Genomic DNA, 21,594 nt, shown 5'->3' on the forward strand with positions numbered 1-21,594 from the left:
TTATCAAACAAGCAATTGACGGTATTTAAAAAACCGTCAGGATTAAAATTTACAGCATAAGATAATAGTTATAAAGTAAAACCATGATTTTTTTGAATTATTTTATGGAAAACCAGCAACAAACCGATGATCATTTTGTACTTATATAAAATCCCCTCTCTTTATTTCCGTATAATATATTAACAATCATATAATCTTGCTTTTTTCTTATCCGGGGATTATTTTATCCCCGGGGGTGCATAATTATAAGATTATTCATATATTTCATTAGAATTTTATCATTATAGGACTCCGTTAATCGGGGATCGTTAAGGTGAATTGATTCTATTTGACAAGAAAACGACCAAATCCGTTGGTCATTTTTTCCTGAATCGTGACGGAATCCTGTCTGAAAATGAAATATCCCTCCACGGAATCCAGGCTTTCCAGCCAATCCGGCGCTTCATTTCCCATCACGATACACGCTGTTGCGATGGCATCGGCCCGGGCACAATCCGGGGCGATAATGGTTACACTGGCTAAGGTATGCGTCACAGGTTCACCGGTTTTGGGATTGATGGTATGAGAAATTCTTCGACCTTTATCCATATAAAAATTGCGGTAATCTCCGGATGTAGCCACACCTTGTCCTGAAATGGATATGATTGAGCTGAGATTTTCACCCGGGAGCGCGTTGTCATCCGGCCTGTCTATGCCCAGACGCCATGAACGATTCTTCACCTTTCCACAGGCAAACACTTCCCCGCCAATCTCAACCAGATGATTCATGAATCCACGGCTTTTCAGATAACGGGAAACAGCATCCACGCCAAATCCTTTTGCTACCGCTGCTAAATCCAGCCGGACACGTGAATCATTTTTCGTCAGTTTCGTGTTATCCCATCCGATCAAATCAAATCCTGTGTATTCCAGGCAGGTTTTTATTTCATTGAGATCCGGGGCTTTTTTCTCCTTTGAACCGGCGCCGAATCCCCACAAATCCACCAGCGGGCCTACGGTGGGATCAAAAGCACCTCCAGACTCCTTCCAAACAGACTTGGATATTTCCAACACCCGGATAAATTCGGAAGAGATCTCCAGGGTATCACTTTCTTTCAGGCGGTTAAACCGTGAAATCTCACTTTCAGGATCCCAGGTGTTCATCTGTTTATTCATGGATTGCAACACGGAATCGATGCCGTCATGAATCTGAAGATGGCTGGCTTTATCCATCGCCGGACCATAAACACTGACATGATAAAAAGTCCCCATCGTCTGACCGGACCATTTTGTTACAGTTCCGGGCAGCTCACAATGCGTTACAAGCACTGTGAGGGATAGGATCAGCAAAAGAGATTTAAGATTGTGTTTCATTGTATGGTTTGGATAAAGTTGAAGTTTAGGTTTAGGTTTAGGTTTAGGTTGAGGTTGAGGTTGAGGAGCAGAAAACGGCTAAAAACCGCCCCTTATGTTATACACTTATTCTCTCATCACATAGGGTCTTGTGCTTTTTCACGAAGGGTTTTTAAAATTTGCCATTCGCTGTTTACGGCATCGTAATATTCCCAAAATACCCAACCGTTGGTGTTCACATGAGTAATATCCATCACGGCAGCCGAAGGCGATTTAAATTTTTTACCATTAAAAATTATCTGTCCCTCGTTCACCTCGGCATAATACTGGATTCCCTTGTATGTCCCCCGGAGCTTGGTTCCGTTGGGAATAACGGTCCCCCGCACTGCAAGTCCCGGTTCTTCACGTTTTTTTTCCGTTTCGTCCGGCATCAGGGCCGGCAATCCAAAATTCCGCCTTAATACATCATTGGGCGTTTCCTTGAAAGAACGGCGGCGGCGTTCTATTTCTTTATGTACATCGAAATCGATCAGAATGGTTCGCATATCCATCATGAACCTCTTGTTTAAAAATTCTGCTAAACTTACTAATACTTTGAGGAATGATCAATGAATCACATAACAGAAAAGATTATCCTCTTTCTAAAGTCGTCCCATACCCACATTCTGATCCAGTATATCCTGAAGGGTTATTCCGTTAAGGACTTGATCCACGGCTTTTTGAACGGAAAACCAGAGATGCCGGAGAGAACAATATTCGACGGATTCACAAAGTTTATTCCTGTCCGGATGATATTTATAGCAAAAATCGGCTTCGTATAATTTTCCTCCAAGGGCATCCACAATCCGGCTGACAGGGATATTTTTCGGCACATCGGCAAGGACATATCCCCCATGTTTCCCCCGTTCACTCAGAACCAGATGCTTCAATCGTAAAATCCGGAGGATTTTGGCCGTATAAGCTTCGGAAATCCCCTCTTTTTCACTGATTTCATGGATTGTGATACCATTTTCTTTGCCGGATCGCGCTATGCGCAGAATACAACGAAGTCCGTACACTTCCTGAGTGGTGAGCTTCATTTACATAATTCCAAGAGCCAGTTTTCCGTCTTCCGTGATCATATCCTGATTCCAGGCCGGTTCCCACACGATTTCCACATCCACCGCGTTTACCCCTTCAATATAACTCAGTTTGCTTTCCACCTTTTGAACAAGGGATTCAGCCACAGGACATGTCGGTGATGTGAGTGTCATTTTGATATAAACGTCCTGGTTATTGCTAATGTCAATATCATAAACAAGGCCCAAATCATAGATGTTGACCCAGATTTCAGGATCATAAACGGTTTTCAGCACCTTGATAACTTCCTCACGGATCTCTTTAATACTTCGTTTTTCTGTCATGTTTCCTCCTTTCAGACGAAGAGTTTCACCAGATCACGGAGGCATTCCGCCAGGTAATCGATTTCATCTATCGTATTATAAATCGCCAGGGAGGCCCTGGCGGTTCCAGGGATGCCGTAACGCTGCATCACGGGTTGGGCACAATGGTGTCCGGTCCGGACGGCAATGCCCCGGGCATCCAGGAAACTGCCGACATCCAGGGGATGAATCTCTTTAATAAGAAATGAAAAGATGGCCGTTTTCCGGTCGGCGTCTCCATAAAACGTGAGCCCCGGAATTGCAGAAAGTTGTTTCCGGCCATGCTCAAGCAGTGTTTGTTCATGTTCCTGAATAACATCGTAGCCTGTATCCCGGATAAACCGGAGGGCTTCGGCCAATCCCACCACACCGGACATGTGGGGTGTGCCGGCTTCAAAACGGTAGGGCAGGGCGGCAAAGGTGGGATATTTCCCGAAGGCCACCTCTTCAATCATTTCACCGCCGCCGTGATAGGGCGGCCATGTTTCCAAATGTTTCTTTTTCACATAAATGGCACCAATACCCGTGGGAGCATAGGCCTTGTGTCCTGACAGCGCATACATGTCACAATCCAGATCCTGCACATCCACTTTTTCATGGGCAATGGCCTGAGCGCCGTCCACCAGAACCGGTACACCGTGCTCATGGGCAATCGCTGTTATCTCTTTGACGGGATTTACAGTTCCAAAAACATTGGATACATGCACCACACCCACTAAGCGTGTCCGGGGGCTAAAGGCTTCTTTATATGCCTCCAGGTCCAGCTCGCCACGCCGGCTGAAAGGAATCACCCTGATGGAAAATTTCAGTTCACGAGCCAGCATCTGCCATGGAACGATGTTTGCATGATGTTCCATCCCCGAGAGAATGATTTCATCTCCGGTATTCAGTTGGGAGCGACCGAAAGACGCAGCAATCAGATTAATACCCTCCGTAACTCCCCGGACAAAGACAATCTCCTCTGACGATGTAGCATTAAGGAAAGACCGGACCTCCTCCCGTGATGCTTCAAAAAGGTCTGTGGCTTTCCGGCTCAGGGTATGAACCCCCCGGTGAACATTGGCATTCTGATGAAGGTAATAATTGGAAATGGCTTCAATCACCCGCTGAGGCTTTTGGGTGGTCGCCGCATTATCCATATAGATCAGAGGATGACCGTTAACGGTTTCTTCAAGAATGGGAAAGGATTTTCTGATATCGTTATTCATATTCTCACTCCTTCATTGTATGCAGAGATTCAAAATCCTCTGCGGAGCCCCAGTCCCGCCCAAAACGGTTATAAAGCCGCTTATAGAGGAAAAACCGGACTGATCCCAGAATGATGGAATCCACCACATCATTGGCAAAGGCAAAAGTCAGCATGGAGCGGGCTACCTCTTTGGCAATCCCCCGGCTTTGAAGATAGAACATAGCTGTTTTATCCAGCTGCCCAACCGTGGCCCCATGAGAACACTTGACATCATCGGCAAAAATCTTGAGTTGGGGTTTGGAATCGGCATGAGCTTTGTCTGAAAGAATCAGATTCCTGTTTAACTGATGGGCTTCTGTTTTCTGGGCATCCTGTGCCACCAGAATCTTACCGTTAAATACCCCTCGTGATTCATCGTCCAGAATGCCTTTATACACCTGATTGCTGGTGGCATGGGGGGTGTGGTGTGTTATGACGGTCCTGTTGTCCATCAATTGACCGTCCCTGCCGGCGTAGAGGCCATAGAGCTGGCAATTACTGCCCGGACCTGTTAAATCAGCGTCCACATCCTTCCTGGAAAGGCGGCTTCCTAAAGAAACCCATGTGTTCAGATAACGGCTGTCCCGCAGAAGAGTACTGTTTGTACTTCCGAAAAAAAGACTCTTTTCATTCTGAAGCTGCAGGATGTGATGACGCAAACCGGCATTTTCTCCGACAAACACTTCGGTTACGGCATTGGTCAGGACGGGTTTCCGGTCCAGGCTGTCGTATGTCTCTACTACCGTGGCTGAGCTTCCTGCTCCCATCAGGATGATATTACGGATTGCCGAGTAGCGCAGATTTTCATTACCCACCGTAAGATACAGGAGATGGATCGGTCTTTCACACTGGTAGTTCTCGGGAATACGAATCACGGCACCGTCTGTAAAAAAAGCGCCGTTTAAATAAGAAAAATAATCATTCCCCTTTTTATCGGTCTTCCCCAGGTATGCTTTTATCCCGTCAGGATCTTTTTGGGTTGCTTCTGCAAAACTTTCCACACACATATCGATTGGAAGATCGTGCGTCGTGGAAAAACGGGGAGCGTAATAACCGTTCACAAATACCAGGACATGGCTTTTCATCTGATTGAACGTATAGGGATATACCGCTTCGGGCGTTAGTCCGTCTAAATCTGACAATGTTGATTGTATAGGCGCTTGAGTTGAAAGATCCGTTAAATCCGTATATTTCCACTCTTCATGTTTCAGGGTTGGAAATGGTGTTTTCTCCAGTTTTTTCAGGGATTCTTCCCGGAAATTTTTCAGAAAGGTCATCTGATCACCGGAGGTGGGCATCCAAAGATTTTGATAAAAGTGTTTTGTGTCCGGTGCACGGTGTGTCATTGACTCTCTCCCGATTTGGTTTTTATCCAGTCATATCCCTTCCGTTCAAGGTCAAGAGCCAGGGTTTTGTCCCCTGATTCCACAATGCGGCCGTCATAAAGCACATGCACGTAATCGGGAACAATATAATCCAGAAGGCGCTGATAGTGGGTAATCACAAGGGTGGCATTGTCTTTATTTTTCAGGGAATTCACCCCATTAGCTACAGTTTTAAGGGCATCGATATCCAATCCTGAATCTGTTTCATCCAGGATTGCCAGCCGCGGTTCCAGAACAGCCATTTGAAGAATTTCGTTTCGTTTTTTCTCCCCGCCGGAAAAGCCTTCATTCACCGGGCGGCCCAGGAGCGAGGCATCCATATCCACCAGTTTCATCCGTTTGCGGACCAGCGTAAGAAAATCCATGGCATCCAGTTCGGGCAGTCCCCTGTGCTTGCGGATTTCATTCAATGCTGTTTTCAAAAAGGTCGTATTGGAAACGCCGGGAATTTCAATGGGATACTGGAAGGCCAGGAAGAGTCCTTCCCGCGCACGTTCTTCAGGTGCCAATTCCAAAAGGTTTTTCCCGTCAAAAATCACCTCTCCGTCTTCCACCTCATATCCTTCCCGTCCGGCCAGAATATGAGCCAGTGTGCTTTTTCCTGAACCGTTGGGGCCCATGATGGCGTGAACTTCGCCGGGATGGATTTCAAGGTTGATCCCTTTGAGGATGTGATTCCCTTCGATGGATGCTTTCAGATTCCGAATGCTTAACATACGTATGTCCTTTATTTTCAAATTAACCCACGCTGCCTTCAAGGCTTACGGTGAGGAGTTTCTGGGCTTCTACGGCAAACTCCATGGGCAGACGTTTAAAAACTTCCCTGGCATAACCGTTAATAATCACACCGATGGCTTCTTCCGTGCCGATTCCCCGCTGATTGCAGTAAAAAAGCTGGTCTTCATTGATTTTGGATGTGGTCGCTTCGTGTTCCACATTGGCGGTGGGATTGTCCACCTCCAGATAGGGAAAAGTATGGGCTCCACACCGATCGCCAATCAAAAGGGAATCACATTGGGAGTAATTTTTTGCGTAATCGGCTTTGGGACCGATTTTCACCAGACCCCGATAGGAATTATTGCTGTAACCGGCAGAAATTCCCTTAGAGATAATCGTACTCCGGGTATTTTTTCCCAGGTGGATCATTTTGGTGCCGGTATCGGCCTGTTGCCGGTTGTTGGTGAGGGCCACGGAGTGAAATTCCCCCACGGAATTATCCCCCCGGAGAATGAGACTGGGATATTTCCAGGTAATGGCCGATCCTGTTTCTACCTGAGCCCAGGAGATTTTGGAATTATTACCGCACACACCCCGCTTCGTCACAAAATTATAAATTCCCCCTTTGCCGTCTTTATCCCCGGCATACCAGTTCTGAACAGTGGAATATTTAATCTCCGCCCCATCCAGGGCAATGAGTTCCACAACCGCGGCATGGAGTTGATTTTCATCCCTCACAGGGGCAGTACACCCCTCCAGATAACTCACATAACTTCCTTCATCGGCCACAATCAGGGTCCGCTCAAATTGACCTGTATTTGCGGCATTGATGCGAAAATAGGTGCTGAGCTCCATGGGACATCGCACCCCTTTGGGCACATAGACAAAGGTGCCGTCTGTAAATACGGCGGAATTCAGGGCCGCGAAAAAATTATCCGTAGGGGGAACTACTGAGCCTAAATATTTTTTAATCAAATCGGGATATTCACGAATTGCCTCTGAAATGGGAAGAAAAATAATACCCAGTTCCTTGAGTTTATTTTTAAATGTTGTAGCAACAGATACACTGTCCATGACGGCATCTACTGCCACACCGGCGAGAGCTGCCCGCTCTTCCAAAGGAATACCCAGCTTATTAAAAGTCTCAAGAATTGCCGGATCCACTTCCTCCAGGCTTTTCGGTCCATCTTTCTTTTTTGGAGCTGCATAATAGTAAATATCCTGATAATCGAAGGGAGGATATTTTATAAAAGCCCAGGCAGGCTCCTTCATCCCGGTCCAGCGCCGGTAGGCTTTCAGACGCCACCGCAACATGCTTTCCGGCTCCCCTTTCTTGGCACTTATCAAACGGATGATATCCTCATTCAGCCCCTTTGGAGCCATTTCCATTTCAATATCCGTTACAAAACCAAATTCATACTCTTTCTTCGTCAGTGAATCAATATGCTCGCGATCCTTGCTCATGGTCTCCTCGGTTTTCATTTGAACGAGAGTTTACTCAAATCTATACTATTTTGTCAAGATTAAAAGAAAAACTGTGTGATGGTTTCAACATGAAAACCCTTATGGGTATTCCAAACTTTTCATAAAAAAATGAGGTGCTTACAGAAAAGATATCACGGGGGGGTATTTCGATACACCCCCGGTTTTTAGCTGGATAATTTTAAGTAAAGGCTCGGTGATTACTTCGGTTAGGTAAACAAGAATCTTTGTTGCACTATACAGAATAAAACGCTGTTTTTCAGTACACCGCTCAAAACTCTCCACTCACTATTCTAAACTCATTGAGTATCATCGCTGTCGCCCCCCACACGTTCACCTGTGAAAAAAGAAATCCCGGGACTTCCCGCCCGTTTTCCAGTTTAAAGGTTTTATTTTCCGGGTGTCTGATGAGTTCTTCCAGGGATACGGGAATAACCTTGTCCACTTCGACAGGGTCGGGCTTAAAGGTAATGGCTTCCTCGGTAAGAGCCACGAAAGGGTAAACAATGAATCCGCTGCGTGTAATGGCGAGCGGAGAGAGTTTTCCTGCAATTTCATGCGCTTTGATTTTAACACCAATTTCTTCTTCTGTTTCACGAATAGCGGTTTCCAAATAACTTTCTCCCGCTTCGTGATGCCCGCCAGGCAGACCAATCTGTCCCCGATGCGCATCATTTTCCCGGTCGCTCCTTCGAATCAAAGGAAAATATTGCCGACCATCCCGGGTATAAATCAGAATCATGGTGGCTGCGGGATAAAGATCCTCCAAAGGAATATCTTCACGATCTTCGGGCCACATTGCCCGGTGACTCGCCGCTCCCGGAAGAGGCCGGCTTAACATTATTTTCAGCGCATTTGCCGTCAGAACTTTCATATCCTTTAGTACAAAATCTCAAACAAAAGTTTCTCAATAAGCAAAATTACAAAATAATTTCATAACAAATCCAGAATCCCTTATTAAGTCCACACGAGTTTTTTTAGATTTCAAAACCAACTTAAACCGAATGAAAATTCCGGAGAAACCATGTTTGCCCGTAAAACTTTTCAGAACAATTATTCTTTTACATGCTGAAAGGATCCGCTCCGGTGAAATATTTGCATAATATAAGCAAACAAAAATACTATAAGATTTCCGTCTCCATACTTTTCGGCATTCTCAGCTTTACCCTGAATATTCATCCTTTGAATATTAACCTGGGGATCTTTGATATTCCTTTTTATATGGGAATTTTTTTCCCGGTGTACATAGCCATCGTATGGGGCTGGAAATATGGCTTGGTTTCAGCCTTTTCAGGGGGATATCTCTCAATTCTTCTCTTCCGACAAGGGACAGAATTTGGTGCGGTGTATTTTTTTGCTTTTTATATCCTGTGGGTTTTATGGCATGGACTGGGAGAAAAATTTTCCCGGGAAACCGGGAATACTATCTGGACAGACATGATCGTCCTCGATATATTCTACCGCTTTGTTATGATATTGAGCTCTTTTACCCTTTTTCCTGTGTTGCTTTCTTTCAAACCTTTCTTCTGGACCCATTCTACATACGCCCTGCCCTTTTCATCTGCTGAATTGGGTTATCATATCCTGATTCAATCCATCTTCGGGTTTTATTCCATTTTGTTTTTTCGTGTCGCTCTGACAAATTCGCAGGTGCGCCGTTTTTTTAACTTAAAGTCTCTCCCCTGGAAAAAGCATGTAAATATCTTTTTTCCGGGGTTGATTTTTCTGATCTTTCTGTATTGGATCTTTTCGGCATTTTTCCGGTATTTCATGATTTATTCCGGTACAATTCCATTTTTAAACATCCTGATTTATCAGACCCACAACCCATCGTTGATTCAGGATTTGGTGCCTGTTTATATCATGACGCTTTCGCTGATTTTACTCGAACAAAGAATCCGCAAGCTGCATCTCCAGTGGGAAAGCACCCTTACAGATGCCCGGAAAGGACACGAAGCACAGCTGCAGCGGGTGGAAATTTATGCAGAAAGTTTACGTTTGGTGAATGAATTACTGGAGGTTACCCCTCCCGAAAATGTTTGGGAAAAAATCATCAGGGGATTAAACCGTTATAATCAATTAAAAAGTTTTTGGATTATCAAGTTATCGCCTGAAAAAAAATATACTTTTATAACTCCCGTTCCGGAAAAAGAGCGGAACGTGCTAACCCGTCTTTTAAACAGCCGGGATGGTCAAACACATCTACAGAAACTGAAAAAAAGCAAAGATGTTGTCCCGGTTCCGGCAGTTGCCATCAATCGTAAGGAGCTTTTTCCTGATATATACCATGTTTTAATCAGCACCTGTCTTACCCTTCCGACGGGAGACTTTTTCATTGCCTTTGTTGTGGAAGAAGAACTGACCGTCAGTGAGCTTTTTTCAAATATACTCCGTTTACTTGTCACCCTGCTGATGCGAATTCATGACAAGAAAGAAATAGAAAATTCCGGTACCGGGTTTTCGGAAAAACAACAATTGAATAAAATTTTGATAGCTCACTATGCCCGCCTGTCCGGTTATTGGATTATTTGTAACGCATCCCATCAAATCAGGATGGCCAGTGAGGATTTTTTATCTTTTTCAGGATACAACCGGGCAGATATTTCAGGGCATGACCTCCGGCGCATATTAAACATCCCGGAAAAAAACGAATCTTCCGGAGGGGCGGATACACCGGTTCCCGGTTTTCTGGTCCGGCAAAACGGCTCTCAAGCGCCGGTCCTTATAACATATATTCCTCTCAGCTCCAAAACGAACCCCGACTGGCTTATACATCTGGCGGATAATTTATCCGGTTACCTGAAACTGAAGGCTTATGAAAACAGAGAATTCAGATACAGATCCTATTTCAACAATATGAGCGATGCCTCCTTTGTCATTGACCGGACAACCCAGATCCTCGATGTCAACCAGGCGGCCTGTTCGCTGTTTAAATATCAACGGAATGAAATGATCGGTTTGAAAATCGCGGATATTGTCACTGAGGACGAAATCCCAAAAATTGACATTCATATACAGAATATCCTTAAAAATCAGGTTTCCCGTTTTGAAAGCACTCATGTCACCAAGAACGGTCACCGGGTTGCTACAGAGGTTCATGCCCGCCGGTTCTCAGAGCGGAATCATGAATTGATTCATGTGGTAATTCGCAATATAAGCGAACGGAAAGAACGGGAAGAAACCCTGATGCAGTTTTATGAAACGGCAAAAGCCATAGGGGATGCAGGCGGTATGCTTATACTGGGCTTTAATGAAGTGGGTAACATTCGTTATGCCAACACCCGGGCTCTTGAATTTTCCGGGTATGACATGTCCCGGTTACAGGAACGTTATTTTTACAATACCTTCATCTCTCCCGACCAGCAAAAAGATGCTCTGGTTTTTCTCGAATCCCTTGCACACCTTGAGAACAAACAAGGTCAAAAGATATATCCTTTCAGCGCCAAAGACGGTTCGGAAAAAATCATCCTGTGGGATTTTTCACATATCCGGAAAGAAAAGAGATACGACCTCTATTTTGCCATCGGAATCGAAGTGACAAGTTACTATAAGAAATTTGATGATATCCGACGAGAGCGGGATAATTATATGCAGTTGATGGAAAAGAGCCCTCTTCCCTGCCTTGTGACAGATCACAAAGGCTTGATTCTCAAAATCAATGCATCCTTTTCAACGTTACTGGACAAGCCCGATCACGCATTAAAATATCAACCCCTGGATGTTTGTCTGGATTCTGAGGATTATCTTTCCCTGTATTCCCAAATTCCGGATCATTCAGGGCGTTCCATCCCGGGACGGAAAAGCACGTTGAAAGGGCCTGATCACAGGCAGATACCTGTCATTCTTTTTCTTTCAGTTCCCGATTCCCACACTGTGCTTCTTTTCGCAATTCCCGAAAAAGATTTACCCTGAAAGCTTTATTCTTCCACACGCTTCCGAATCAAGCGTGAAAAACGCGACAGATCATCAAGCGTTACCGGATTGTTCCGTTTATCCAGATTGATCACCATCCAGAATCCTTTTTTGATATTCTCTTCTTTCAGGCAATCAATCAATTTTTGCTGATGGCTGAATGCTCTGGTGCCGCTTTCATCATCCCACAATTCCAAAGCTGTCAGACAGCCCGGAGAGGGTGTAAAAGGATACCAGGCTTGTCCGGCATAAAAATCGGGGTTGATGGTGGTTCCATGGGCAATAATTTCGCTCCGGCCGGCTTTTCCTGCATAATAACTGGCATACACCGGAAGATAATCCCGCCACCGGGGAGGCAATACGGCCATATAATCGGTCCGGTCCCACAGGGTATCCGACGTATTTCCATGAAAAAATTCTTTCGGGTTTATTTCCCAGGGCATCTTCAGATCAACCACGGGTGTTGGACCGATAAAAACATTATCAGACCGGCTGATACCTCGCAAAGAATAGAGTCCTTCCGGCGTGTTTCCGTTTATAATATACCCGGGCAATCCGGAATTTGAGCGACCCAGGTGCCATACCGACCAGAGGGTCCGGTCATCTTCCATCTTCAGGCTTCCGTCGGCAAGGCGGCAAATAGTAACACCCGGATAATCTCTTTCCAGCCTGAAAAAGGTATAGAAAACAGGATAGCCCGGCAAAAAATCGGGAGACAGCACTTGATCAATGGGAGGCAGTTCAGGTCGGAAATGGAGTTCTGCCCTGAACATGCCCAGAACAGGATGGTTCGGCAGATGTCTGAATTTTTCAACCAGAAGATTCCTGATTTCCATTCCTGTCTGCAAATTAAATTGTGCGCGGTGCAAATAGAGAGCCGCCATGACAAACAGCTCGGGATCATTTTCCTTCCGGAGAATTGACCGGACTTCCGGTACAAACTGCTCCGGATAAAGGCCGTAAATCACTTCCAATAAAGCCTGTTTCAGATCATTATCCAATGTTGCATAGCGTCCAAGTGCCTTTTTAATGGCATTTCCCGCGATTTCCGAGCGGTATTGGGCCAGTCCCATAGCCCGGCAGGCATTTGCCCAGGCTTCCCTGTTGGATGCATTTGGAGGATTTTGGATAGCCGCCAGGATGGTTGAATCAATAAGGTTTTTCCTGAATGTTTCGCGATTTTCCGCCAGCGTCCTTTCCGCAAACGGTTCACGGGGAATGAACATGAAAATCACAAGAACGATTAGCAGGATAAACGCTCCACTGATAATCAGAAACCGGCGCGGTGGGATTTTAACAGAAACAAGAGGATTTATTTTCATGATTTGCCTTCCAGAATATGGTCGATTTTTTCCAGCTCTTCTTTTGAAAATTGTGTGTTTCGGGAAGCTTTTAAAGCATCATCAATATGGGAAATTTTCCGGGCCCCGATAATGGCAGTGCTTACTTCCGGCCTGCGGAGGACCCAGGATACGGCCATTTGCGACATGGTTTGTCCCCGGTTTTCGGCAATATGACTCAGGGCGCGGACCTTATTCAGCATTTGCTCAGTGATGTGTTCAGGTTTTAAAAATCCTTCCGGTCTGCCGGCCCGGGAATCTTTCGGGATGCCGTTCAGATATTTTCCCGTCAATACACCCTGCTGAAGAGGTGAAAAGACTGCACAACCTATCCCTTCGGACCGGAGTACATCAAAGAGTCCTTTTTCGATATCCCGGTACAGCATATTGTACTTGGGCTGGTGAATCCGGCAGGGTGTTCCCAGGGAGGAAAGAATTTCAGCGGCTTTCAGTGTCTGTTCCGGCGAATAGGATGAAACACCTATATAAAGTGCTTTCCCGCTCCGGACGATATGGTCCAAAGCCATCATGGTTTCTTCAAGGAGTGTTTCCGGGTCGGGTCGGTGGTGGTAGAAAATATCCACATAGTCAAGACCCATTCTTTGAAGGCTTTGATCCAGGCTGGCAATCAGATATTTCCGGCTTCCTCCGTTGCCATAAGGTCCCGGCCACATAAGATATCCTGCCTTGGTTGAAATCACCAGTTCGTCCCTCCGGCCGGTCAGGTCTTCTTTGAGAATCCGGCCGAATGTCTTCTCCGCCGTGCCGAAAGCGGGACCGTAATTATTGGCCAGGTCAAAATGGGTAATGCCGTTATCAAAAGCATGAAGGATCAGCTTTCGCGCGTTTTCATGGATATCCACACTGCCGAAATTGTGCCAGAGTCCTAAAGATATCTGCGGCAGCTTCAAACCGCTTTTTCCGCAAAAACGGTAATCCATCTTTTCATATCGTTCATCATAAGGTAGATAATTCATGCTATACTCCTTTATTGATGAGTTCCGGGTTGAGCCCGTGAGCTTATGAATTTCAGCTTCTCACAGCGTTCAATGTTCAAATACCGCTGCGCAGCATTCAATCAATCCCCGTCTATCCGTCTCCCGCTCTTCTTCATACCTTGTACTGTCGTGCCATCACGCCTCCGTGACAACATTCATCTTTTCTCCACGAATAAATGCTTCCAAATTCTCCACTGCCGTATTCAACAGGCGTTCCCGGGCGGCATGGGTTGCCCAGGCAATGTGGGGAGTAATAAAACAGTTAGGTATGCCTATCAGGGGATGGTCGGCCGGCGGAGGTTCCTTATCCAGCACATCCAGGCCCGCACCACGGATCGTCCCGTTTTTTAAAGCTTCTGCCAAATCCCGGTTGTTGATGAGCCCGCCCCGGCTTGTATTAATCAAAAAGGCTTTTTTCTTCATCATTTTCAGGTGATGCTTATCCACAATCTCGTGTGTTTCCGATGTCAGGGGACAATGCAACGTGAGAATGTCACTTGTTTTGAAAAGGGTTTTTACGGAAACCGCACGCCAGGAAGACGGTACGGATGAAGGAACCTGTGTATCATAATAGATGATGTTCATGCCAAAACCGTATCCGATGTCCGCCACGGCTTTGCCGATGCGCCCCAACCCAAGAACGCCCAGTATCAGTCCGTCAAGTTCAATCAGGGGATGTTCCCAATAACAATAATCCGGGGCTTTTGACCAGTTTCCCGATTGCACGCTTTTGTTATGATCGGCAAGACGGTGCACCAGATTGAGAATGTGGGCAAAGGTCATCTGGGCTACAGACCGTGTGCCGTAGGAGGGCACATTTGTGACGGTAATCCCCCTTTCCTGAGCCGCCTTTACATCGACGCTGTCGTATCCGGTCGCTAAAACACCCACATATTTTAAATCCGGCAGTTGTTCCAGCACGGCCCGGGACAACCGGGTTTTATTTGAGAGGATGACATGGGCGCCTGAAGCCCTTTCAATGATTTGAACATCCTGCGTGCGGTCGTAAATCGTCACATCACCCAATGCATTTAATTTCTTCCAATCCAAATCTCCGGGATTGAGAGTATATCCTTCCAGTACAACGATTTTCATCATGATTTACTCCATGGCGGGAATCAGGGCATTTTCAACGGCTTTTAACAGTGCTTTGCTTGTTGTTGCAGCACCTGCCCAAAGATGGTCACGAAAATGTTTCATTTATTTGGATTCTCCCTGTTTTAACAGATTGGGGATTTCTTCCAGGCTTTTTCCCAGGTTGAATTCTTTATCAATGAGAGTAGCGTCAAAATGTCCGGTGCGAAAGAAAGCATCTGCCTGCTCAAAGGTCTCTTTGCTGAAAAGAAGACCGGTATGAACCTGTTGGATAATCATGAAATCGGCATAACCGGGTAATTTCGTTTCAACAACCCGGACTTTTCCGTCGTCATCTCCATCCAGCAGAAGGCTGAAACCGATTTCATTTTTCATTCCCCCGGCAAGGATGGCAAATTCACAGGATGGGGGAGGCAACTGTTTATAATGGGCATGTTTATTGGAAAACCGCAATTCCTGTCCCGGCGTATCGGTCCACCACCGGTACAGGGGAATCCTGTTCCACAGATCGGCGGATAACGCTCCCTGATTGGGCGGAGCCACCATAAGCCAGCGGTAGATGGGAATTTCCGGATGGGCATAGTGCATTTCCCGGGCCACCAGATTCCCCATGCTGTGTGTAATCAACAAAATGGTATCCTGTTTTGTCTGGGCCTTAATCCATGTGGCCAGATCTTCCCCGTGTTCACGAATTGTTTTTTCCGTCGAGGGGTAGAAAAAATTAAACGTTTTATACCCGGCCTGATTCAACCGCCATTCCAGAAGGGCAAATACTTCCGGAAAGCCCAAAATGCCATGAACCAGTATCACGGGGTAGCGGGTAGGGTCGGGCTGTGACGGGAAAGCACCTTGATTCAGGATAAATACCATCAGAAAAATTTTAATTACAACAGATATTTTTCTTTTCATTTGCTTTCTGATTTGCTCCTTTGATGTGTTATAAAAATAACTCCGCCAATAAGTGCCGGAAACACCACATTCAGCACAAAAACCATGAGAGGAACAGCGATTCCAACAGCAGTGGGGACACCAAAATCCGCCAAAAGCCAGGCTGTTGCATTTTCTCTGATTCCCAAACCACTGACAGATACAGGCAGGGCGGCGGCGCCCATGGCAATGATGCAAACAGCCGACACCGTAAACCAGTCGACCGAAAGCATGCGTAATAAAATCCAGTACTGAAAAATAAAAACAAAATAGATTCCCAGGGTTAAAACTGCTGTTTTCGCTGCAATCAGTTTATAGCGGATACCTGAAAGTTGCCATTTTTTTATCCAGGGTTTTTCTCGCAGCTTATATAAGATAAAAGCTCCTGTTGCCGGGATCAGAGAAAAGAGTAAAAAAACCTTATGTTGAGGAAAAAGCAAAACAACGGCAGGACCAAACAGAAATAAAATAACTGCAGAAATCGTGATTTTTTCAATACCATAGGCTGTAACCCGGTTTCGGGTTTTTCCGGGAATAAAAAGCATTTTTGCAGCTTCTCCATGACCGCCGGGAACCGTCAACCGGAAAGCAAATCCCATAAAAAATACTTTAATCAATTCCGGATTATTTATTTCATGACGGCATTCATCAATGATTAATCGAAAGCGGATAAATTGAAGGAGAAGGTTCACAACACTTCCGAGAATCGTTAAAATTAAAAGAGAAACCGGTAATGATTGAACATAGGTCCAAAAGTTTTCCGGCTCAATCCGGCGAACAGCCATCCAGACCAATGTAGCAGAGATACCTACTTTCAGTAGATAAAAGAAGATTTTCTTCACGCTCTGTCTCACCGGAAAACCACACTCCTGTAATTAAGATTCAGGGAAGCCGTACAATATTTACACGGCAACATACTTGCTTTATTATTTTTTACTCTTTCACGAATTTTCATCCATTCTGTTCCTTTCCACAAATCCGTAAAATGTCCTTGTTGATACATCCCGGGGTTAAATACCGCTGTTTTGTCAAAACAACAGACAGAAAATGAACCGTCTGAATTTATGACCGGTTGATTCCATAGCTCGGGACAATGTTTTTGATCATTTTTCCGGGTCCATTGATCCGGATGTACACTGTATCGCCTGAATTTTTGGTTTTGTGGTAAATAGTCCGCGCTGTCAACACCCGGAGTAATTTCCATGGTTTTAAAGACAAGCTCATCTGCACCAATTTTCCGGGCAAGATTTTCCAATGATTCTATTTCATGCTCATTCTGCCTGGATATAACACACTGAATGGTTACGCGAGGATTGGAAAGGTTTTTTTTCTGTCGTTTTTCGATTAGCGATTCCACACCTTTGATAACTTTAAAAAAATCACCACCAATACGATACTTCAGATATGTCTCTTCAGATGCACCATCCAAAGAAATGATAAGTTCATCCAGCCTGCTGTTGATAATTTCATCAGGTTTGTTCAGAAAGTGTCCGTTGGTGCTGGTCATGGTATATATCCTGCGATCTGAAGCGTACCGTATCATGTCCATCAAACGCGGATTCAGGAAGGGTTCTCCCTGGTTCCAAAAAAGGATCATCCAGAGCGAATCCTTCAATTCATCGACAAGGTTCTGAAAAAGAGATTCGTCAAGATAGGGTTGTTTTCTATGTACCTGTCCGGCACCGCAGGCACAGCAGGGACAATGGAGATTGCAGATGGCTGCAGCTTCGACCATAATCACCGGAGGCAACCCCCAAACGAGCGTTTTATCGCTAAGGTTCGAAAGTATTCTTGAAATTTGAGTTTTTAATATGTTCCATAATTTATAAGCAGAAAAGGACTTTTTTACAACCCTGTATGCTCTTGGAAGGGTTGCCTGATTGATCCGTGATGCCATGTTACTTCCAACGGCTTTCTTTTACACTTCCGGCAACAGAGGATATCAGAACATGTAAGGGGTAATATACGGCTATCAAAGGGAACCAAAGCGCCAGTTTAAGATATCCAAAACGTTTTCCGGCAATTATAATGCCTGTCCATTCAAGAAAAGTCTTAATTATCAACGACCCTCCCCAGAGAGTGGGTGGTAAGGTAAAAATACTTACAGGAATCGCAAGATAGTAAAGCAACACAAAAAAGCCAATTCCGCGATAGAGGGGAGCCAGATGTAAAATCTTGCCATTTCTTCGCAGTTGCTGGCTGACATATTTCTTTGAAAAATCATCCCGTTTCGTCACCACAAAACTTTCAGGGTGCATTGCCTGTCTGAATGTGCACTGTGTTTTCAGCCAGATATCCCGGGTGAGAAAAAAATCATCCCCTGTCGCAATTGTACCTGAACTCTCATAGCCATTCACCTCAAAAAATAGACGGCGACGGAATGCCAGATTTCGGGCTGATGAATAAGGGGGAATATTCCAATATGCTCCGGCAGTTTGTACAGCCACCCGGGCAAGATGATCAAATTCCAAAAAACGTTGAAATAATCCACCGGCTTTTTCAATAGGAGAAAAACCAAGCACCATTCCCGTCTCCTCATTAAAGCAGGCAACCATTCTTTTCACCCACTTGGGGCCGGGTCTGCAATCTGCATCTGTCAATAAAATAATTTCTCCGTCGGCAAGTCCTACCGCCTGTGTAATGGCATTTTTCTTACCTGATAATCCTTCTTCCTTTTCATGAATATGAACCGCCCTGATTCGAGGATCTTCACGGGCTGCTTTTTCAATCAACTCGCGTGTTTTGTCTGTAGAGGCATCATCAACAAGAAGAATTTCAAGCATCCCTTCAGGATAATCCAGCGCTTTTAGCGATCTCACAAGATCAGGAATATTATGCTCTTCGTTCCTGGCACATATAATAACCGTAGCGCTCAGTTCCGGATCTTTCCGGCAAATTTTTTCCCGCATTAGGGCAACAATAACCATGAAAATCAAAATAAAATAAATCAAAGATAAGACGGTAAAGGATATCATTAGTGTTTCACCTGCACTTGAATTTGAGCATAATGGGTCATTTCAGAATCTCTCCACCGGGGTCCCCAGGTAAAGTCAAGCCATCCATTATTCATAAATTGCCATTGCCATCGAAAATCAAGGGAAAGGGTTTTTTGAATCTCACCCATCAGGTTTTTCGTGGAAAAGTCATATTCTTTATTTCTATCATTGTAATTCTGGTTTGCATTACTTCCGATAGGGAAATAATCCGGGTGATCTTTCGGAAGGGGCTCAATACCTTTCTCTAACGCTTTGATAGAGAGGTTGAAATAATGTGCTGCACTGAACCATCCCCTTATGCCACCGGTATATTGTCGAGCATTTGGTCCGGCATAAAATCCCAGGCAATCCCCTTTGTGTGTAAACGTATTTATTTCTTTGTAATGAGAATATGTCCACGGGCGGACTAACGTTCCCTCAAAAAATAGTTCCCATGATAATATTCCCGGCAGGGCCATACTTCCGCCAATTTGATATCCTCTTTTATTTCCCCACCATTCTGAATTGATTTCACTGAATTTAAATTCATCAAGGAGTACACTTCCATGTAACCGAAATCCTTTGAATGGTTGCCAGGCCATTTCAAATCCGAGAATTGAATTATCTCTGTCTTCAAGATTATGTTCCGCTGACCAGAGAAAGTTCACCGGAATGAAATAGGTCAACTCAGGATTTCTTTCTCCATAGACAAGAAGTTCAGTAAACGAAAAGGAAAGATTTTGTAATGGATATACTTCTAACCGATGCCCCGCAAGATATTTTTCTGGATACAATTTTGAATGCCCATCTTCACTCAGGGTATATGTCGCGTTCATCAGACTGCCATGAAAAAACACATAGCGGAATTTATAAAAAGCTCTTTGCCACATTACATAAGGAAATGTCGCCGTTTTACCGGATATATAAAGAGGCTCTTCACCATATCCCCACCGAATCGGATCATTTCCCAAAGTAAATAATCCACCATGGGACTGTAATTGAATATACCCCATTGTATTATCAAAGCTCACCAGTGAAGATGCAGAATCTGCATGAAGATAGAAACCACGGCTGTCGACAGGATCATCTCTATACCCATCACGGACAAAGAGTCGGTATGCCATGGCCTCACCAAAAACACTGACATTCCCCATTTGCGCAAAACCCCGGAAGCCCACATGTCCGGAGAATCGAAACAACTCGTTTTTATTCTCAAGGCGAACCAATCCATCGCCCTGAAGAAAGAGATATTCATCATCGGTTTCAAACAGAAACAGGTAATCCGGCTCACTGATTATGGAGCGAGTCCATTGCCGCTGAAGATCTTCCCGGAGATGAAGGGGAAAGGCATGGACACTATCTGTTTGAGTCAGGCGGGGGTGTTTCACATCCGATATTTCAGGGCGGTACCTGTTGACCAGCATTTGCAGGATCTCCCGTTCTGTTCCGCGGAGTTTGTCGGTTTTTTTCAAAAGAGTCTTCAGATGTTCGGCGACATCACTTTTTATCCAGGGCCGGGTTGCCGGAAGGGGGGATTCCAGAAGTCCCCGCGTTTCCATGGCCTGCAGAAAGGGATATTCCGGGCTCTCTTCCGGTACATGCATCTGTGTACCCCACAGCGTTTGCATCCCCAGGCTGAAAATGATAAGAGAAAGCAATAATCCGAACCGGCAAAACGTTGTCATCTTTTCATCCTCTCTTTGGGCCATTCACGAATCGCTTCATCCAATAAATCTGTCCGGTTGAACCACTCACTCAGATCCGGCGGATGATACGCCCGGGCTGCTCCCAAATCTTTTGAAAGGTTCAGCCTTTCCTGACTGACGGTATAAAACCAGCCGCGGCTGTGATAGAGTTGCGCCTGATATTCCTGTTCGCTTTGTCCGGGAGTGGGAACCATAATCGCCTTTTTCCCAAGACAGACTAAATCCATGGCAGAGGTATAACCGGAGCGGCAAATTACCATCCGGCTCCGGTTAATCAGTTCATTTATCTCTTTTCTGTCCACTAACCCCAAAATGCTTATATCTCCATGTTTCGGCGGAAAAGCACCTTCAATACCACGGATAAGAATCTTTTTCCCCGGCAGGCAGGACATTTGTTTCAGGAGTATATTCTCAAACAGAGTCCGCATGGGTTCAGGGCCAGACAAAATGGCCAGCAGATCAATATCTTCTTCACATTTTCGGGGTGTCAAATCTGACCATAATCCCATAAAGCGGACTTTGGGATGTTCGCTCAGGGCATTTCCATGGGTAAGAAATCCGGATAAATTTTTTTCAGGATGAGGGGAATCCAATGCCCAGATTCCTGTAAAACCTTTGAACACTATCCGGTTAAAGATAATGCTCAGGGGTTCAATATGGCGGACCGGCATGTGAAATCGCAACTGATGGGTGATCAAATAAGACGGAATCTTTCTATCCCAGACACCGTATCGGTTGTCGGAAATGATTCGTTCAATTTTCAAGTGTTTCACCAGATTTTTGGTCAGCTGGTGTTCTCTTCGTATTCCCGCCAGCATTTTCACGGCCTGAATCGCCAGGGAAAAAGGCATAAGAAACTTATATTTCGCATAACGGATACGTGCATCTTTCAGAGGGATGCACAAGTTTTTGGGGAAACGCCGCCTCAATAGAATCATAGCCCGGCCATCTGCGGCCAGAATCACTTCATGGTGCCGGTTAAGGAATTCAATCAGGGGAAAGGCATGAATGGTGTGTCCGTATCCCCAGTTCAAAACGGCATAGAGAATGCGTTTACTTTTCTCTTCTGCCATTGT

General features: G+C 45.2%; 19 protein-coding genes. 1 reads left to right on the forward strand and 18 read right to left on the reverse strand.

What is annotated here, in order from left to right:
- Window positions 1-324: 324 nt before the first annotated feature.
- From J7K63_05450 to J7K63_05490, 9 genes are all read right to left on the reverse strand, one after another.
- Window positions 325-1,353, reverse strand: a complete 1,029-nt coding sequence (locus J7K63_05450) for an FAD:protein FMN transferase (GenBank protein ID MCD6234462.1) — start codon at window positions 1,351-1,353, stop codon at window positions 325-327.
- A 116-nt stretch (window positions 1,354-1,469) separates the two neighbouring features.
- The gene (locus J7K63_05455; protein ID MCD6234463.1) at window positions 1,470-1,886 is read right to left on the reverse strand and encodes a DUF2924 domain-containing protein; all 417 of its coding nucleotides are present in this window, start codon (window positions 1,884-1,886) and stop codon (window positions 1,470-1,472) included.
- An 87-nt stretch (window positions 1,887-1,973) separates the two neighbouring features.
- Window positions 1,974-2,411, reverse strand: a complete 438-nt coding sequence (locus tag J7K63_05460) for an Rrf2 family transcriptional regulator (protein ID MCD6234464.1) — start codon at window positions 2,409-2,411, stop codon at window positions 1,974-1,976.
- Window positions 2,412-2,735, reverse strand: coding sequence for a DUF59 domain-containing protein (locus tag J7K63_05465; GenBank protein ID MCD6234465.1), 324 nt, complete (start codon window positions 2,733-2,735; stop codon window positions 2,412-2,414).
- A gap of 11 nt (window positions 2,736-2,746) precedes the next feature.
- A complete protein-coding gene (locus J7K63_05470) occupies window positions 2,747-3,961 on the reverse strand; it encodes a cysteine desulfurase (GenBank protein MCD6234466.1) in 1,215 nt (404 codons plus the stop codon).
- Between the two features lie 4 nt (window positions 3,962-3,965).
- Window positions 3,966-5,327, reverse strand: a complete 1,362-nt coding sequence (sufD, locus tag J7K63_05475) for a Fe-S cluster assembly protein SufD (protein ID MCD6234467.1) — start codon at window positions 5,325-5,327, stop codon at window positions 3,966-3,968.
- Window positions 5,324-6,082, reverse strand: coding sequence for a Fe-S cluster assembly ATPase SufC (gene sufC, locus J7K63_05480; protein MCD6234468.1), 759 nt, complete (start codon window positions 6,080-6,082; stop codon window positions 5,324-5,326). The genes sufD and sufC overlap by 4 nt, the downstream gene beginning before the upstream one ends.
- Window positions 6,083-6,104: 22 nt before the next feature.
- The gene (gene sufB / locus J7K63_05485; GenBank protein MCD6234469.1) at window positions 6,105-7,547 is read right to left on the reverse strand and encodes a Fe-S cluster assembly protein SufB; all 1,443 of its coding nucleotides are present in this window, start codon (window positions 7,545-7,547) and stop codon (window positions 6,105-6,107) included.
- 289 nt (window positions 7,548-7,836) lie between these two features.
- Window positions 7,837-8,439, reverse strand: coding sequence for a CoA pyrophosphatase (locus J7K63_05490; GenBank protein MCD6234470.1), 603 nt, complete (start codon window positions 8,437-8,439; stop codon window positions 7,837-7,839).
- Between the two features lie 212 nt (window positions 8,440-8,651).
- On the opposite strand from J7K63_05490, the gene J7K63_05495 reads away from it, so the two are divergent.
- A complete protein-coding gene (locus tag J7K63_05495; protein MCD6234471.1) occupies window positions 8,652-11,477 on the forward strand; it encodes a PAS domain S-box protein in 2,826 nt (941 codons plus the stop codon).
- Between the two features lie 5 nt (window positions 11,478-11,482).
- Here the strand turns inward: J7K63_05495 and J7K63_05500 are convergent, their stop codons facing one another.
- The 9 genes from J7K63_05500 to J7K63_05540 form a co-directional block, all read right to left on the reverse strand.
- Window positions 11,483-12,799, reverse strand: coding sequence for a hypothetical protein (locus J7K63_05500; protein ID MCD6234472.1), 1,317 nt, complete (start codon window positions 12,797-12,799; stop codon window positions 11,483-11,485).
- Window positions 12,796-13,794: an aldo/keto reductase gene (locus J7K63_05505; GenBank protein MCD6234473.1), complete on the reverse strand. Its 999-nt coding sequence runs from the start codon at window positions 13,792-13,794 to the stop codon at window positions 12,796-12,798. The genes J7K63_05500 and J7K63_05505 overlap by 4 nt, the downstream gene beginning before the upstream one ends.
- Window positions 13,795-13,950: 156 nt before the next feature.
- Window positions 13,951-14,910 (reverse strand): D-2-hydroxyacid dehydrogenase, encoded by a 960-nt coding sequence (locus tag J7K63_05510; GenBank protein ID MCD6234474.1) that lies wholly within the window; start codon window positions 14,908-14,910, stop codon window positions 13,951-13,953.
- Between the two features lie 105 nt (window positions 14,911-15,015).
- Complete coding sequence (locus J7K63_05515) at window positions 15,016-15,819, reverse strand: hypothetical protein (protein MCD6234475.1); 804 nt, start codon at window positions 15,817-15,819, stop codon at window positions 15,016-15,018.
- The gene (locus tag J7K63_05520; protein ID MCD6234476.1) at window positions 15,816-16,679 is read right to left on the reverse strand and encodes a flippase-like domain-containing protein; all 864 of its coding nucleotides are present in this window, start codon (window positions 16,677-16,679) and stop codon (window positions 15,816-15,818) included. Before J7K63_05520 ends, J7K63_05515 begins: the two co-directional genes overlap by 4 nt.
- 8 nt (window positions 16,680-16,687) lie before the next feature.
- Window positions 16,688-17,734 (reverse strand): radical SAM protein, encoded by a 1,047-nt coding sequence (locus J7K63_05525; GenBank protein ID MCD6234477.1) that lies wholly within the window; start codon window positions 17,732-17,734, stop codon window positions 16,688-16,690.
- A gap of 1 nt (window position 17,735) precedes the next feature.
- A complete protein-coding gene (locus J7K63_05530; GenBank protein ID MCD6234478.1) occupies window positions 17,736-18,812 on the reverse strand; it encodes a glycosyltransferase in 1,077 nt (358 codons plus the stop codon).
- The gene (locus J7K63_05535; GenBank protein ID MCD6234479.1) at window positions 18,812-20,497 is read right to left on the reverse strand and encodes a hypothetical protein; all 1,686 of its coding nucleotides are present in this window, start codon (window positions 20,495-20,497) and stop codon (window positions 18,812-18,814) included. The genes J7K63_05530 and J7K63_05535 overlap by 1 nt, the downstream gene beginning before the upstream one ends.
- The gene (locus J7K63_05540; protein MCD6234480.1) at window positions 20,494-21,591 is read right to left on the reverse strand and encodes a hypothetical protein; all 1,098 of its coding nucleotides are present in this window, start codon (window positions 21,589-21,591) and stop codon (window positions 20,494-20,496) included. Before J7K63_05540 ends, J7K63_05535 begins: the two co-directional genes overlap by 4 nt.
- Window positions 21,592-21,594: the final 3 nt, after the last annotated feature.

It is taken from the genome of Candidatus Neomarinimicrobiota bacterium (assembly GCA_021157965.1).
Taxonomy (GTDB): Bacteria; Fidelibacterota; Fidelibacteria; order Fidelibacterales; family Fidelibacteraceae; genus Fidelibacter.